Below are 16,164 nucleotides of genomic sequence, written 5' to 3'. Positions count from 1 at the left end.
AGTCAATATATAGATAAATGTTTTTTCACCAAAACCGAAACTGGTTTTATCAACATGATCCTCATAGACATCCTGTTCTGAAACAGCATATTTTTTTGTTTGATTTATCAACGCTTTAAATTTAATTTTCTCTTTCACAAGATAAAATAAACCTACCAAGATTAATAAATATATCATTGGAAAAACAGGGGCAAACGAAAATTGCAATTCATCATTTTTGAATGCAAACCAGTGTAATTTTTCCGTGTGAATTAGATTTTTTTTTATTGGATAGATTAGAAACGATATTATGCCTGGACAAAAGGACAAAAAAAATAGACCGGATAAATAAATCCTGATCCCTTTTCCGTTTTTTTGTAAAAAATTAAATGATAATTTTGATGATAGATTAAATTGATGCCGATTTTTTTTATAAAGATTTAAAAGTAAGTTGATCCATCCCAGAACCAAAAAAAGAAAAATAACAGAATTACATCCTATAAAAAATAATGCAAATATCATATTGAATAAATAATGATTGAATATGACATTCATGCCTAGTTGCAAATTCCCCCATAACAGCGTAAATCCGGGAAATGGAGGAAAACCAGACAACAACAGTGCTAGGCAAAAAAAGGTACAAATTGAAAATGCCTGATTGATATGTCTTTTCAAAAAAAAAGTTAATAGAAAAGCCAGTGCAAATCCTAAATTCTGAATTAGTAATCCAAAGAAAAGAAAATCATACGTCAAAGACAGTATGGCTAATTTTTGAAAATGAATTGAAAATAAAAGGATGCAAACAAGCTCAAGCCATAATGCATTGTTCAAAGAATATAAATATCGTAACCGATCGTATACAGTTACACTTTTTAAACTGGACCAACCCAAACGCAATGCAGATGTTAAGCCTAGAAATCCAGTAAATAAAATCAAGATAAGGGAAAATTTGTAATCATTAACACTGATGATAAATCTTAATAATGCATAAAATCCAATCAAGCTTTTTAAACAAATCAAATAGAAAGAAATATCACCAATTCTATTAAGTTTTTCATCAGATTTTTCGTTATGAAAAAAATCAAATAATCCAAGCAGAAAACATATAGGCAAAAGCGATAAAAAAAACAGACAATCTATATTATTGGATTGCATAATCCTAGAAAAATCAATATCTCTTGGACTAAACTGGTTATCACTCATAACAGGTAAAAAGCTCATGACCCCCAACAAACATGCAAAAGCAATCCAATAAACCAAATTTTTCTTCTGATCTGCCTGATAAATAATCAATAAAACCAATGATAAAAGAAAAATCAGAAAAAAGAAATTTCCTGCAACAAAAAAGGATATGGCGATAATATTTAAAAAGAGGAAATAACAATTTTTAGACAACAACGGTTGATAATGTAAGAATAAAAAGGCAGTCGTAAACAACAACAAAAGGAAAAAACAAGATAGTCCATCTAAATAGAAACTGATTTTATATACGTCACTTAGAATAAAAGGATAAAATGATAATGGATCGGAATGAAATACCAGTGCAAGAAAGGCAAGAAAAGCCCCAGTGATAGATCCATAAAGTGGAAAACTACAAGATAACTTAGGAAAGTAATATTTTTCAGATTTTATAAACCCAACGTTAACAAGATAGAGTATACTTGTTTGATAAAGCAATAAAATGATTCCTAATATGATCAAACACAAAATTAACGTTGACAGAATTTTACCCCCTCAAGACTCATAGTAATTTCAAATAATATGATTTACGAATAATATTTCATAATCGCTTGATCAACTGTATCAACCTTTTTCCCACCCTTTTTCTGTTTGTTTCCAATAAGTCAAATCATGTCCAGCCTTTTTCAGTTTACGCCACCGTTCACGAGCCGCCAATACAAACTGTTCCTCTTTTCCATCAAATAAATCGAACACCCGTTCAAATTGACTGATATCATTCACTGATTGACCATGAACAACAAACAGATAGGCTGCCTGGTTTGGATTTTCCTCAAAAGTCGTCAACCAAATTGGTTGCCATTCAGGATATTCATCCCGATAGTCTTTTGCATGACAACCATGTGGTAACCAAATAGGGTCTATAACATTCCATAAAATCTCTGTCAGTTTTTCCAACTGTTCATCATCCTTGCATAGAACAATCCCTTTTTGTTTTTGTTGTCTTGTGCGTATCAGCAAAGAGGGAAGCGCCTGCTCCATACTTGTTCGGGTCAAATGATAAAAACCAACAGAGGTCATCGAATTCCCTTATTTTTCGTAATAAGTTTCAACAAAATGGTTTAACAGATTTACACCGAAAGCTGTCGCCCCTTTTGGACCGCAATAATTGGGTTTTGCCGTGTAGGCTGTTCCGGCGATATCCAAATGAGCCCATGGAGTATCATTAACGAATCGTTTTAAAAATTGTGCGGCGGTAATGGATCCTCCATCACGCCCACCAATATTTTTCATATCCGCAAAATCAGAATTGATCGCTTTATCATAAGCATCGCCCATTGGCATACGCCATAATTTTTCTCCGGAATCATGACCGGTTGTCGACAATTTACCTGCCAGTTCATCATCATTTGAAAAAAGACCGGCATATTCATATCCAAGTGCAACAACCATGGCTCCGGTTAATGTTGCAAGATTGACCATGAAACGCGGTTTGAAACGATCCTGCGTATACCAAAGTAAATCTGCCAGTACCAATCGTCCCTCTGCATCCGTGTTCAAAACCTCGATTGTCTGTCCAGAGGCACTGCAAACTATATCTCCGGGGCGTTGCGCATGACCAGATACCATGTTTTCAACCAGACCTACAACACCAATGACATTCACCTTGGCTTTACGTTTGGCCAGAACAGACATCAATCCTGTTACAGTCGCGGCGCCAGCCATATCCATTTTCATGTCTTCCATGCCATTCGCTGGTTTTAAGGAAATCCCTCCGGAATCGAAAGTGACACCCTTTCCAAGAAAGGCGAGAGGCGGATCTTTATCATCAGGATTTCCATTCCATTGCATTACAACCGTATAAGGTTCGTTATTACTACCTTGAGCCACACCCAGAAGGGCACCAAAACCTAATTCTTGCATTTTCTCTTTATTGATAACTTCAACCATAAGGCCCAATGATTCAAGCTTTTTGATACGATTTACAAATTCGGCAGGGTTTAACTGATTAGCGGGTTCATTAACAAGATCCCTGGTCAAATAGACCCCGTCAGCCACCGCAGACAAGCCGGTCCATTGTTTTTGCGCCCCTTCATAGTCAGAAGCCATAATTTTTATCGCTTTTAATTGCCTGAATTCATCTTTTTTACTTTTATCAAGGCAATATTTTTTAAATTCATAATTTTTCAAAACGGCGCCTAAAACAAGATACCCCGCATATTCCGTGAAATCCCAATCCGCCATAATATGAAAAGATTCCACTTTCCTTTGCAAGGCCTGAAGCGCAATTCCACCCACTTCTTTGGCTTTACTGACGGAAAACTTATCCTTCATTCCCAGACCAACGACCAGGATATAATCATGATTTTCATCAGGAGAAACAAGTTTGCAAACCTGTCCAAACTTACCCGTATAATTATCTGCCTTCATCGCCCGATCCAGGGCATTATGAATAATCTTATTAATAACCTTTACAGAATCACCACCCTCATCATTCTCAAACGAGAATAACACAATATTACCTTTTTCTGGTTTATGCAGGTTCGTAAACTGAATATCGAGTGTCACGAAATTATCTCCCCTAAAATAAAGTTACTATATTCTATTCAAATTTATCATTGATCGTAGTATTTATGACTATAAATTACGTCCATTTTTTGAAAAAAAGATACCGAAAATCAATCTGTCACTGATTTTAAAGTATTTTTCTCAGCTTTCTGCCTATCTTATCAGATCAATTGACCCTAGTGTTGGATTTTATTTAATGACCCATTTTTCTGATACAGAACTTGTATCGAGAGTTATCTCCATTGCTCAACAGGCTGCTGACGAGATCAATTCTATTCGTAAAACGAATTTTGACATAAAAATCAAAGACGATTCAAGCCCTGTTACCGAGGCTGATAAAGCTTCAGAAGTAATAATTATTCAGGGGCTGAAAAAATATACTCCCTCTATTCCCGTTATTGCTGAAGAGGAAATAGCTTCAGGGATACAAATTCCGGTAAAATCCGAATTCTGGTTGGTTGATCCCCTGGATGGAACAAAAGGCTTCATTCAACATAGTGACAATTTCACGATTAATATCGGTCTGATAAGGGATCATAAACCTGTTCTTGGTGTTGTGGCCTGTCCTGCTTATCACGAATATTTTTTTGGTGTTGTGAATAAAGGGGCTTGGAAAATTGATAAAACTGGCCGAATTATACCCATTCATGTTCTTTCCCCACCCAATCAACAGTTTCGTGTTCTTTTTTCACCTCGATGCATAAAAAATCCATCCTTTGAAAAATTTTTGAAATTATTTAACACTTCATCTGTTGAACGTTTTGGTTCAACCTTAAAAATCCTGCGCATTGCAGAGGGAAAGGCAGATTTACACCCTCGTTTCAGTCCAACCATGGAATGGGACACCGCTGCACCTCAGGCAATTCTCGAGGCTGCAGGTGGAATTATTCACGATTTCAATAATCAGCCATTGCAATATGGTAAAAAAAATTGGAGAAATCACAATTTCTACTGTTCAAGCATACCGATTGATTCTTATTTAAAAAATACAGACTTTTAATTTCAATGACACTTTTACTTACCAACACGCCATTCAATATCCACAAAGCCGCTTCGATTTTACATGATGGCGGATTGGTTTCCTTTGGAACTGAAACAGTTTACGGATTGGGCGCCGATGCCACCAATAACCAGGCTATCGCAAAAATTTATCAGGCAAAAGGACGTCCAAATTTTAATCCGCTTATTATCCATTTTGCACAACTTGAGCATGTTTTCCAATTTGTTGAAAAGAATGATCTGGCATATGAATTGGGTATTAAATTTTGGCCTGGTCCATTAACTCTTATTTTAAACAAACAAAAAAACACACAAATCAGCCAAGCCGCAACAGCTCATCTGTCAACAATGGCCGTCCGTATTCCAAATTCGTTAACAGCCCGTCAGCTTATTGAATACAGTCAAAAGCCGATTGCCGCACCTTCCGCCAATGTTTCGGGCCACGTCAGTCCTACAACAGCTCAACATGTCTATCAGGAACTTAATGGAAAAATCGATGCTGTTTTTGATTCTGGTCCGTGTCAAATTGGTGTCGAAAGTACAATTTTGGATGTAAGCGGTGATTATCCCAAATTACTTCGACCTGGCGGAATATCTGCTGAATCTCTGAGTTCCATTTGCGGACCGCTATCTTTTAAAGATTCTGTAGAAACAAAAATCACCGCACCCGGGCAATTAAGTTCGCATTATGCACCTTCTTTAACGGTTCGTCTGAATTGCACACATGTTTTGGCAAATGAAGCATTGCTTGCCTTCGGTAAAACCACCTTACAGGCCCCTCTTTCGGTTAACCTAAGTCCGACTTCAAATCTTGAAGAAGCTGCGAGGAATTTATTTGCAAATTTGAGGTTTCTTGATACAGAAGGGAAAAAACTCGGATTGCAAAAAATTGCCGTTATGCCTATTCCCGATTATGGCATCGGTCGGGCTATTTGTGATAGACTTCAACGTGCTGCCGCACCTAGACCATAGTTGGAATCATGACCGAAAACATTGATAAAAAAGAGCTGAAAATACTGGCCGATATCCTGGCTTTGGTTCTTGAAAATGAACCAGGTCAATCAGCAAATGCCCTTGAAACCCTGAAAAAAAGGGCAAAAAAGAATATGGTTACTGGTGGAGCAATAAAAAACATTTTTTATTCCATTGCAGAAAATCCACCAAAACCTGAAACAAAACCATCATCCCGCAGTCGTAAAAGCACTACTAACAATGCTGATCTTATCAAAGCACGATCACAGATTAGCAGCCTTACTCAAGATATTAATCGATTGGATACTGTCATTCGCAGCTTACGGGTTCAAAACGAATCGTTACGTTCCGAATTATTGTTGACGCAACAATCACGGGCAGAAATCCAATCAGTACTTTATAGTAATCAGGCCAAGGAACCCTTTAAAAAAATTCTTGGCATCATTTTTTTCATTTGTGGTTTATTAATTGGCATTGCCACTTCCGCTATTTATCACTCTGTTTCTTCAACACCCCCTCCAAATAATTCAATTTATTTAAATTAATGTGAGTTTTTATGGATAATTCTGATTTTATCAATAACCTGACCTCTATTCTTGACACACAAGGAATAATTACAGATCCTAAGGAAAAAATTTCCTATGATACGGATTGGCGCGAAATTTTTCACGCTAACAGTCTTGCCGTTGTCCGTCCAAAAACAACAGAGCAGGTTGCTGAAATTGTAAAATTATGCAATGACTACCAAATTGCAATTGTACCTCAGGGCGGAAATACAAGTCTGGTGGGAGGAGCCTCCCCCACTCCAGATAAAAAGCAAATCGTGCTTAGCCTCAATCGTATGAATAAAATCAGGGATATCAATACAATTGACTACACTATGACCGTCGAAGCGGGTCTTGTTCTTGAAGAGGCGCAAAATATTGCTCTCAAATCTGATTTATATCTCCCAATCATGATATCATCACAAGGATCAGCCCAAATAGGCGGAATTATCGCCACCAATGCAGGTGGTAACAACACCTTACGTTACGGTAATACACGTGAATTCATTCTAGGATTGGAAGTAGTTACAGCAAAAGGCGAAATTTTAAATATTTTGCGGCATTTGAGAAAAGACAATACGGGTTATGATCTTAAACAATTATTTGTAGGATCAGAGGGAACGCTTGGCATTATAACGGCGGCAGTTATCCAGCTGCATGCGAAACCAAAATCAACTGAAGTTGCGTTATGCGCCCTTGCAGACATCCATCAAGCCTTGAAACTTTTAAGACTTTTTCACAATTATAATCCTGCTGCACTACAAGCTTTTGAATATATTTCATCAACAGGAATGCAATTAGTTCGTTCTAATATCGAGGACATCTATTTTCCCCTTGAAACAGAAACATCAACTTATATTTTGGTTGAACTGGCTCTGCCTGAAAAAGGAGATAAATTAAAAGCATTACTGGAAACCGTTCTTGAAGAGGCTTTTGAAAAGGGAATTGTATTGGATGCAGTTCTGGCCGAAAGTGAAACTCAACGGCAAAACCTATGGAAATTGAGAGAGGAACAAGCCGAATCCCAAAAAAGGGCTGGTGCAAATATCAAAAATGACGTTTCCGTTTCAATTTCAGCCATTCCTGAATTTATTGTTCGTGCCACCCAAGCTTGCCAGGAAACGTATCCAGGTATCCGCGTCGCACCATTTGGTCATTTGGGAGATGGAAATATCCATTTTAACCTTGTTCAGCCTGAACATGAAGATCCTGATGAATTTATGCAAAAAAGTCACAATTTAATGAATATTGTATCCAAAATCGTGTTTGATCTACACGGTTCTTTTTCAGCAGAACACGGTGTGGGACAACTTAAAAATTATATGATGTCCGAATGGAAAAGCGAAACTGAACTTGATTTGATGAAAAAAATCAAAAAGGCACTTGATCCCGATAATCTTTTAAATCCTGGAAAAATATTCCCCAAATCTTAAAGATCACGAATAAAATCATCTGCAACTTATTCAGAAAAAAATAAATTAGCAATATTTTATTCTTGCAATATCTGCCTAGAATAAAATATTGCTATTATCATTCGTTATTATAATTAATTTTACTTTTGTATTTAATTAGAGAAAGCCTTTTAGGTATAAAGCAGGATATTAACTAATGCAATTTTTTACATTCTTGCGTCTACCTATGATTGACCGTTATATTTTACGGCAATTACTAATTGCCCTGATTGCCACCACGGGTGGATTAGCGGCTCTAATCTGGCTAACCCAGTCTTTACGTTTTGTCTCTTTGGTTGTTGAAAGAGGACTGTCTCTTAAAGTTTTCCTGCAATTAACCGGCTTGTTAATCCCATCTTTTGTCGCCGTTATTTTACCGATAACAACATTTGTCGTTGTCCAATTCATTTATCAGCGACTGGATGGTGATCGTGAAATCATTGTTATGCGCGCGGCTGGCATATCCTCCTTTTCCCTGGCAAGACCAGGTTTGATATGCTCAATTATTTCAATGATTTTCTGTTATTTATTAAATGTTTGGATTGTTCCAACCTCCTATCACACTTTCCGGAAATTTGAATACAAAATTCGCAATAAAATGGCGGCATTCATGCTGGAGGAAGGAGTATTCACTAACGCTTCTGATAATTTAACCGTTTATATTAAATCCAAAGACAGTAACGGCAATCTACAAGGAATACTAATTGAAGATGATCGCCAACCCAATAATAAGGCAACCATTCTGGCAGAGAGAGGAAATCTGGTCATTCTAAATGATCAACCTCAAGTTGTGTTATTTAACGGATCCAGAGAGGTCATTGATCACAAAACCGGCCGTTTGAATATTCTAAATTTCGAACGTAATACCATTGATTTGTCCTCTAATCGTAACGATGCCGCACGATCCCGTGATGCAACAGAAATGTCAATTTACGAGTTATTACATCCCGATCCAGAAGAGGTTGCCAATAAAGATTACGGGAAACTTGCCGTAGAGGCTCACCGACGATTAACCTCACCTCTGACAATTATATCTTTTACACTCATTGCTCTTGTCAGTGTTTTAAAAGGAAGTTTTGCTCGGTTTGGCAACATTCTAAGACCTCTGGCAGCAATTTTTACGATTGTGGGTTTGCTCGCCGCCTCGCTGATTATGCAAAATTTGGCCAGTCGCAATACCAACCTGATTTTTTTAATGTGGATTATTGCCATACTTCCAGGAATAATCGCTGGTGTAACTTTATTCGGATCTGAAATGATGGCTAAATTATATCATAATGCATCATTCCATCCTTCCTCATACAGCCGAAAGTTATAGATTATGCTCACCGCTTATACAATCTCGATCTATATCGCTCGACAATTTTTTTCGGCTTCCATTTCCATGATTCTGGCCTTGACAGGATTGGTATCATTATTCGACTTTATTGACCTTTTACGTCGCATTGCCACAAGACCAGGAGTTTCAACAAGTATTGTTGCGTATATTGCCCTGGATCATATTCCCAACTTCTGCATGCAAATCCTCCCCTTTGGAATTCTTTTGGGGGGAATAATCTGTTTTTGGAAGCTTACACGATCTTCTGAACTTATTGTTACCAGAGCAGCAGGAATTTCCGTATGGCAGTTCCTAATGGCACCTACTGCCTGTGCCTTTATAATAGGGTTATTTTCCACACTAATCATATCCCCCATTTCTTCCACCCTTTACAGACAGGCAGAAATTCTGGATCAAACCTATTTAACAACCGGTGGTGGAAAACTCACGAATATGTCAGGTGGCTCTTTATGGATAAGACAATCTGATAAAGAATTAACCTCTCGAGGTGTGGCAATTTTGCATGCCCAACAAGTACATGTTATCAACCGCAATTTACATTTAAGCGATGTTAGTGTTCTAAGATTAGATGAAGCGAATCATTTACTGGATCGTATTGAATCACCATCAGGGTATTTGCAACATAATCTTTACTGGGTATTATACAATGCTTATTCTATAAAACCGAATAAGTTCCCGATTAAATTAGGAACTATTAAAATACCAACTGATTTAACTTTACATAATATCGAAGATAGTTTTTCATCTCCAGAGACCTTATCATTTTGGGCGTTACCAGGATTTATTAAATTGCTAGACAAATCAGGTTTTTCATCCATTAGCCACAGGCTTCATTTTCAAGCGCTTTTAGCCCAACCTTTACTTGCAAGTACAATGGCATTGGTTGCGGCGGGGTTTGCCACTCGATCAACTCGACGCGGAGGTGTTGCAAGAATGATAGGCTCTGGTATTGCAGCGGGATTTGCCTTATTCACTATTTCCAAAATAGCTGAACGTTTTGGAGAATCGGGTGCCTTGCCAACTTTTATCGCGGCATGGGCTCCGACCGTAGCCGGCTTGTGTCTCGCAATATCCCTACTTATTCATCTGGAAGACGGCTAATGTCTAGATCCATATCCTCCTTACTTATTCAAAAAATTATGAAAGCAAGAATCCTTCAAAATCAATATTACTCTTTTCTTGCATTCAGTATTTTAAGCAGTTCTTTTATCGCTAATTTATGGATTTTTTGTTCTGTCACCAATGCCCAACAACAAATGCAAATGGCTCATAGTAATATTGGAAAAACCAATGCGGCACCTTTCAGTGGAAAAGACCCCATCACATTTCAGGCTGACAAAGTTTCCTATGATTCCAAGGCTGGTGAGGTTGTTTGGGAAGGTGACGTGCATATTTGGCAAAATGATCACACCTTGAGGGCTGATAAGGTTACTTTTAACAAAACAACAAACATCGCTACTGCATCAGGTAATGTCGCCATGGTCGAACCCGATGGTGAAATCTTGTTTACCCAGCATACGCAACTGGGAAATAACATGCAGGAGGGAATTATGGATCAGGTCTATGCCCTGCTTGCTGATGGAGGTAAACTTGCCGCCAACGGGGCTCGTCGGACAGGAGGTAAAGTCCATGATTTTAGTCGATCAGTTTATACCGCCTGCCCCATTTGCGCGAAAAACCCCAAAAAATCACCTTTTTGGCAGTTTCGATCCTATCAGGCTATCCGTGATATGGAAAATCAACGCATTGATTTCTCAGATACTTTCATTGATTTCTGGGGAATTCCGGTATTTTACATGCCTTTCTTTTCAATTACGGATCCATCTGTAAAACGGCGTAGTGGTTTCCTAATTCCCAGTATCAATTGGAGCAGTAAATATATCGGGGCCTACACAACCATTCCCTATTATTGGGCTATAAATAAATGGTCTGACCTAACCTTTATTCCTCTTTTTGCGACCAAAACAGGGCCACAGCTTTCCACAGTCTATCGCGCCCGTTTCAACAAGGGAATGTTAAGAGTGGAAGGTGGCATTGCCGATGATACCGTTGGTCAACATGCCTGGTACAATTCCTATGCCGACCGATCTGTAGATAAATTTAAAAAAGGTGCACAAGGCTATTTATTCCTAAAAACAGAATGGGCATTGAATGATCACTGGCGTTATGGTGGAAATATCAATGTCGCAAGTTCTGCAAATTACATGCGTGATTACCGTATTAACGGTTATGGACAAGATACTTTAGAATCTGATTTGTATCTTGAAGGGTTTGGTGAAGGATCCTATTCAAAAGTTAGCGTACAAGCCTTTCAAGGATTAAATCGCGGAGTTATAAACAATTCCGATCTTCCTTTTTCTTTACCTCGATATACTTATAGCTATTTTGGACAACCTGATGCACTAGGCGGAAGATTTTCGTTAAACACCACTGATTTTGTTCTTTATCGTCCACGTGGTGTTAATGACCAACGTGGTGAAGTTGCCTTGAATTGGGATAGACCTTTTGATGATAGTGCAGGTAGAAAATGGCTTATTACACTACATGTTGATTCAAATATATATCGAGGAACACATCTCAATGAACAGCCCGGGTTTTACAGAACCAGAAAAAGCCAATTTACAGGACAAGCACTTCCTACATTTGCCGTTAAAATGAATTGGCCCTTCCTGAGAGAGTTTCACATAGGTGACTCAACAGGAACTCAAATCATAGAACCTATTGTTCAATTAATTGCCGCTCCTCATTCAAAAGGTGGCCGCAATTTCTATATGCCCAATGAAGACAGCTGGAATTATGAATTCACAGATACAACCCTTTTTGCCTTAAACCGTTTTCAAGGCACTGATCGTTTGGATGGCGGCGCCCGTGCCAATGTTGGTGTACATGGAAATTGGACCTGGAATGGCCATCAAGTCGATTTTCTTGTCGGGCAAAGCTATCAGGAACATATTCAAGGACACATGCCAGCACGTTCAGGTCTCGACCATCATATGTCTGATGTAGTCTCTCGCCTGCGTATATCCCCTGTCCAATGGTTAACCGCAACAGGAAGAACTCGTGTTGACCCTTATGACGGTAAAGTCAATTTTGCAGACGCTTTATTCAATTTTGGATTCTCTCATTTTGGCATTAATGGTGGATATATATATGAACCTGTAACCCCTTATTATTACTTCTATAGAAATCCATATGATCATGAGGGCGCCTCCAAATTATATTGGCAGAAAACAAACGAATTGACATTGGGTGTTTCAACCGATTGGGATCATTGGCATGCCTCCGCCTTTGGAAGAAGAAGCATTTCACGAAAGGAAACAGTTGCCTATGGAGGTACTGTTGGTTATCGAAACGACTGTTTTAGTGCCGATGTAATTTATTTCAAACAAAAAACAATGATTAACGGTGAAGAAAATAGTGACATGGTCCTATTTATGCTAAACTTCAAGACAATTGGCGTATTTGGAATTAACGGATGATGACAATTATTATGTTTATGCTTTCAGAAACTGTATTAAAATATAAAAAATATATCATATCATTCCTATTGGCTGGTTACGTTTTTACAGGTCACGGTATTGCACATACCATGGCAAATATAAAACATCACGCCATTTCCAATTCCCCAATACCTCCAACAACTTTGCATGATGGTGAAGATCTCTCATCTACAGCAACCTCATCTGATGATGAAAACAAAATTATCGCCATTATTAATGGTCAATTATTGACACAGCGCGATATAGCAAATCGTGAGAAACTCTTTGAATTAACAGCCGGAATTCATTTAAGTCCTGAAGTGATGCAACATATGCGTCCACAACTGATTAAACAGATGATTACCGAGCGCCTGCATATTCAAGAAATGCTAAGACGCAGCGTCAACATTTCCCCTGAACAGATTGCCAAGGCAATTTCAGGAATTGAAAAACAAAATAATATGCCTGAACACGCCTTAAGGGATAAATTGGCTGAGGATGGAGTTTCTTTAACCACTTTAATTGATCAAATCAGATTGCAAATTGGTTGGGGAAAAGTGGTGCAACAAGAATTGGGCACCCAATCGCGAATTACTGCGAAAGAAGTTGAACAGCGTGAAAAAGCCCTTAAACAAGAAGTGGGACAACCTGAATATCTTATCAACGAAATCTTCGTACCGGTTGAAAATGCTCGTCACCCTGAACAAGAATTGCAATTTACTGAAACCATTATTCAGCAATTACGTAATGGTGCTGCTTTTCCAATTGTAGCGGCCCAATTTTCACAATCCCAGAGTGCTTTACAGGGTGGTGCATTGGGATGGGTTCAAGAAGACAATCTGGATCCAGAAGTGGTAGCTATTGCAAGAAAAATGCCTATTGGTGCAATCTCAAATCCTATTAAGGTAGCAGGCGGCTATATTATCGCAATGCTTAGCGGACGCAGAACCATTGGTAATGAGATGGGAACCCTGATGAAAATACGACAGGTTTTCCTACCTTTTAGTTCCAAACTGAACCCTCAACAACCAACCCCGCAACAGGTTGCCACATTAAACCAAACAACAAAATATAAAAGCACCTTACATTCATGCCAACAAATGGAAGACGCCAATAAAAAGGCTGGAAACATAAGACCTTCCGATCCTGGAGAACTTCAACTTGAACGCTTAAATCCTGAAATGGCTAACATACTTAAAGATTTGCAACCGGGTCAAATCAGCAAACCTTTAGTTTCCCTTGACGGTATCTCATTGCTTATGGTCTGTTCAAAGGAACGCAAAAATCTTTCCGACATTTCTGCAAGTGAAATTGCCAATCAGTTATTGAATCAACGTGTTGAACAAGCCTCTCAACAATTAGATCGCGATTTACATAGACAAGCTATTATCGAATATCACACCCCTGTACAAAATAATGACTCCGACAAAAAACAAACAAAACAACATTCTTCCCCCTCTAAAGGAAACAATTCATAAACATAATCTCTTGGCTAAAAAATCACTGGGACAACATTTTCTGCTTGATCCAAAAATCAACGAACAGATTATTGATCTTGCTGGAAATCTTGAAAATAAGAACATTATCGAGGTTGGCCCAGGCCCAGGGGGACTCACACGTGCTATTTTATCAAGTAATGCCGAAACGGTCATAGGTGTAGAAATTGATAATCGTGCCGTTATCCTATTACAAGAATTAAAAAAATATTACCCGCAACGATTTAAAATTGTTGAACGAAATGCTTTGGAGTTTGATTTAAGCACTTTATGTCAAGCACCAAGACAAATTATCTCAAATTTACCTTATAATGTTGGAACCGCTCTTTTACTAAATTGGTTAAAACAGGCAAATCACTGGGAACGCTTTACCTTGATGTTTCAGCAAGAAGTTGCCTATCGAATTTGTGCGGCACCGAATACTGAATTTTATGGTCGGTTATCCGTTATTTCTCAATGGATTGCATCCTGTACCATTCTTAAACAAATTCCACCGGGTGCTTTTTTTCCTCCTCCAAAAGTTTATTCATCCGTGATACAAATTATTCCATATAAAAAACAACCTTCCCCTGCCTTATTTAAAGCAATGGAGACCATTACTGCCGCCGCCTTTGGCCAACGTCGAAAAATGTTGCGAAGTTCTCTTAAATCAATTAACGGAAAAACCCTACTTGCAAAAGCCAGTATTGATGAAACAAGAAGAGCGGAAACTTTGAGTATTAATGAATTCGACCTGCTAGCCCGTCTTTATCTTGATAAGCAACATTCATAAAATTCAACTTGGACACTTATTTTTCAAACATATAATTTCGTGTCAAAGGTACGGCGGTTAAGGAAGGGGAAATTTGCAACTGAAAATTCATATGATTATGGTAATAAAAAGACAATTCTGCCGCTGATAAATAAAATTCAAACATTCTATAGAATTTTTCATCATACATAGCAATTATATCCTGTTGATGGTTTTTAAAATTCCCTAACCAAAAATGAATGGTTTTTGCATAATGTAAACGCAGAATTTCACAATCAGTTACCCATAAGCCGTTTTTTTCAATAGCAGCAAATGTCTCACTTAACGAAGGAGAATAACCGCCAGGAAATATATATTTATTAATCCATGCATTTGTCGAGCCTGGACCATCTGATCGACCTATGGAATGAAGAAGCATAACTCCGTCAGGCATCAATATATTTTTAATTTCCTTAAAAAAATCCGTATAGTAATGTATACCCACATGTTCAAACATACCAATTGATACAATTCGATCGAAAGATCCCTTGACCAGCCGATAATCCGTTAAATAAAATTGAACTTTATCTTGTAACTTTTCCTCTTTGGCTCGATTCCTGGCAACTTGCAATTGTTCCTGAGAAAGTGTTATCCCTGTTACTTCCACATCATATTCTCTGGCAAGGAATAAAGCCATGCCGCCCCAACCACAACCGATATCCAAAATTTTTAAATTGGGTTTATTTAACAAAAGCTTATTAGCAATATGTATTTTCTTTGCTTTCTGAGCCTCCGCCAGATTTTCATTTCCATTTTTAAAATAAGCACATGAATACTGCAAATCTTGATCCAGAAAAAGCTCATATAAATTTTTTCTTAAATCATAATGATGTGCAACGTTTTTCTGGGATTGCTGAATACGATTTAGTTGTGACCAGAACCGTTTGCAATATCGCCATATGGAAGCAATTTTTTCACCGATATGATCATGAGATAAATCATTACTCATTAAAATATTCAGAACATCGTAAATTGAACAATTGACAGGACGGATTTCGCCACTCATATAACCCTCACCAAAAGCCAACCCAGGATTTATGAGTAATCGTTTGCATATTTCAAGTGTTAGCAATTCAACACAGGCATAATGCTTACTTTGTGCATGTCCATAAAATTTACTATGCTTATCAGGATAAATAACCTCCAAATATCCTTTTTTTATCAAATGCTTAAAAATTGAATCCATTAATTTCATCATATCTTGCTTATTTCTTATCATTTTGAAAAAATAGAATAATCATATGAGAAAAATTATTTCCATTTGTAAATCAATGATATCGCAAAAAATTATTCATTAACAGATAAAAAAAACGAGAGGATAAACCTCTCGTTTTATCAAAATTCCATGAAAAAAGAATATATTCAAA

Annotated in this window: 13 protein-coding genes; 9 read left to right on the top strand and 4 right to left on the bottom strand. The window is 37.7% G+C overall.

Features of this window, described 5'->3' with window-relative positions:
* The 3 genes from U0839_RS03830 to U0839_RS03820 all read right to left on the bottom strand — a co-directional run.
* Positions 1-1,200: hypothetical protein (locus U0839_RS03830; protein ID WP_413550109.1), on the bottom strand; the 1,200-nt coding region annotated here is incomplete at its 3' end.
* 582 nt (positions 1,201-1,782) lie between these two features.
* Positions 1,783-2,238: a DNA polymerase III subunit chi gene (locus U0839_RS03825; protein WP_155565745.1), complete on the bottom strand. Its 456-nt coding sequence runs from the start codon at positions 2,236-2,238 to the stop codon at positions 1,783-1,785.
* Between the two features lie 9 nt (positions 2,239-2,247).
* A complete protein-coding gene (locus U0839_RS03820) occupies positions 2,248-3,726 on the bottom strand; it encodes a leucyl aminopeptidase (protein ID WP_370533604.1) in 1,479 nt (492 codons plus the stop codon).
* Positions 3,727-3,922: 196 nt separating this feature from the next.
* On the opposite strand from U0839_RS03820, the gene cysQ reads away from it, so the two are divergent.
* From cysQ to rsmA, 9 genes are all read left to right on the top strand, one after another.
* A complete protein-coding gene (gene cysQ / locus U0839_RS03815) occupies positions 3,923-4,726 on the top strand; it encodes a 3'(2'),5'-bisphosphate nucleotidase CysQ (RefSeq protein WP_110438346.1) in 804 nt (267 codons plus the stop codon).
* A gap of 5 nt (positions 4,727-4,731) precedes the next feature.
* On the top strand, positions 4,732-5,697 hold the full coding sequence (locus U0839_RS03810) for an L-threonylcarbamoyladenylate synthase (protein ID WP_155565746.1): 966 nt from the start codon (positions 4,732-4,734) through the stop codon (positions 5,695-5,697).
* Between the two features lie 8 nt (positions 5,698-5,705).
* Positions 5,706-6,242, top strand: coding sequence for a hypothetical protein (locus U0839_RS03805; RefSeq protein WP_155565747.1), 537 nt, complete (start codon positions 5,706-5,708; stop codon positions 6,240-6,242).
* Positions 6,243-6,253: 11 nt separating this feature from the next.
* Complete coding sequence (locus U0839_RS03800; RefSeq protein ID WP_413550108.1) at positions 6,254-7,675, top strand: FAD-binding oxidoreductase; 1,422 nt, start codon at positions 6,254-6,256, stop codon at positions 7,673-7,675.
* Positions 7,676-7,850: 175 nt separating this feature from the next.
* Positions 7,851-9,011, top strand: a complete 1,161-nt coding sequence (lptF, locus tag U0839_RS03795) for an LPS export ABC transporter permease LptF (RefSeq protein WP_110438350.1) — start codon at positions 7,851-7,853, stop codon at positions 9,009-9,011.
* A 3-nt stretch (positions 9,012-9,014) separates the two neighbouring features.
* Positions 9,015-10,133: an LPS export ABC transporter permease LptG gene (gene lptG, locus U0839_RS03790; RefSeq protein ID WP_110438351.1), complete on the top strand. Its 1,119-nt coding sequence runs from the start codon at positions 9,015-9,017 to the stop codon at positions 10,131-10,133.
* On the top strand, positions 10,133-12,511 hold the full coding sequence (locus U0839_RS03785; RefSeq protein ID WP_230882771.1) for an LPS-assembly protein LptD: 2,379 nt from the start codon (positions 10,133-10,135) through the stop codon (positions 12,509-12,511). Before lptG ends, U0839_RS03785 begins: the two co-directional genes overlap by 1 nt.
* Positions 12,508-13,989, top strand: coding sequence for a peptidylprolyl isomerase (locus U0839_RS03780; protein WP_155565749.1), 1,482 nt, complete (start codon positions 12,508-12,510; stop codon positions 13,987-13,989). Before U0839_RS03785 ends, U0839_RS03780 begins: the two co-directional genes overlap by 4 nt.
* A complete protein-coding gene (gene rsmA, locus U0839_RS03775) occupies positions 13,928-14,779 on the top strand; it encodes a 16S rRNA (adenine(1518)-N(6)/adenine(1519)-N(6))-dimethyltransferase RsmA (RefSeq protein ID WP_155565750.1) in 852 nt (283 codons plus the stop codon). The genes U0839_RS03780 and rsmA overlap by 62 nt, the downstream gene beginning before the upstream one ends.
* 16 nt (positions 14,780-14,795) lie before the next feature.
* Here rsmA and U0839_RS03770 read toward each other — a convergent pair whose 3' ends face one another.
* Positions 14,796-15,995 carry an SAM-dependent methyltransferase gene (locus U0839_RS03770; protein ID WP_155565751.1) on the bottom strand — a complete coding sequence of 400 codons (1,200 nt, stop codon included), beginning with the start codon at positions 15,993-15,995 and terminating at the stop codon, positions 14,796-14,798.
* Positions 15,996-16,164: the final 169 nt, after the last annotated feature.

The sequence above is a fragment of the Commensalibacter sp. A3DC genome, assembly GCF_047307945.1.
Taxonomy (GTDB): Bacteria; Pseudomonadota; Alphaproteobacteria; order Acetobacterales; family Acetobacteraceae; genus Commensalibacter; species Commensalibacter melissae.
Note: the sequence above shows the minus strand (reverse complement) of the source record. Positions and strands in the feature narration are given on the sequence as shown.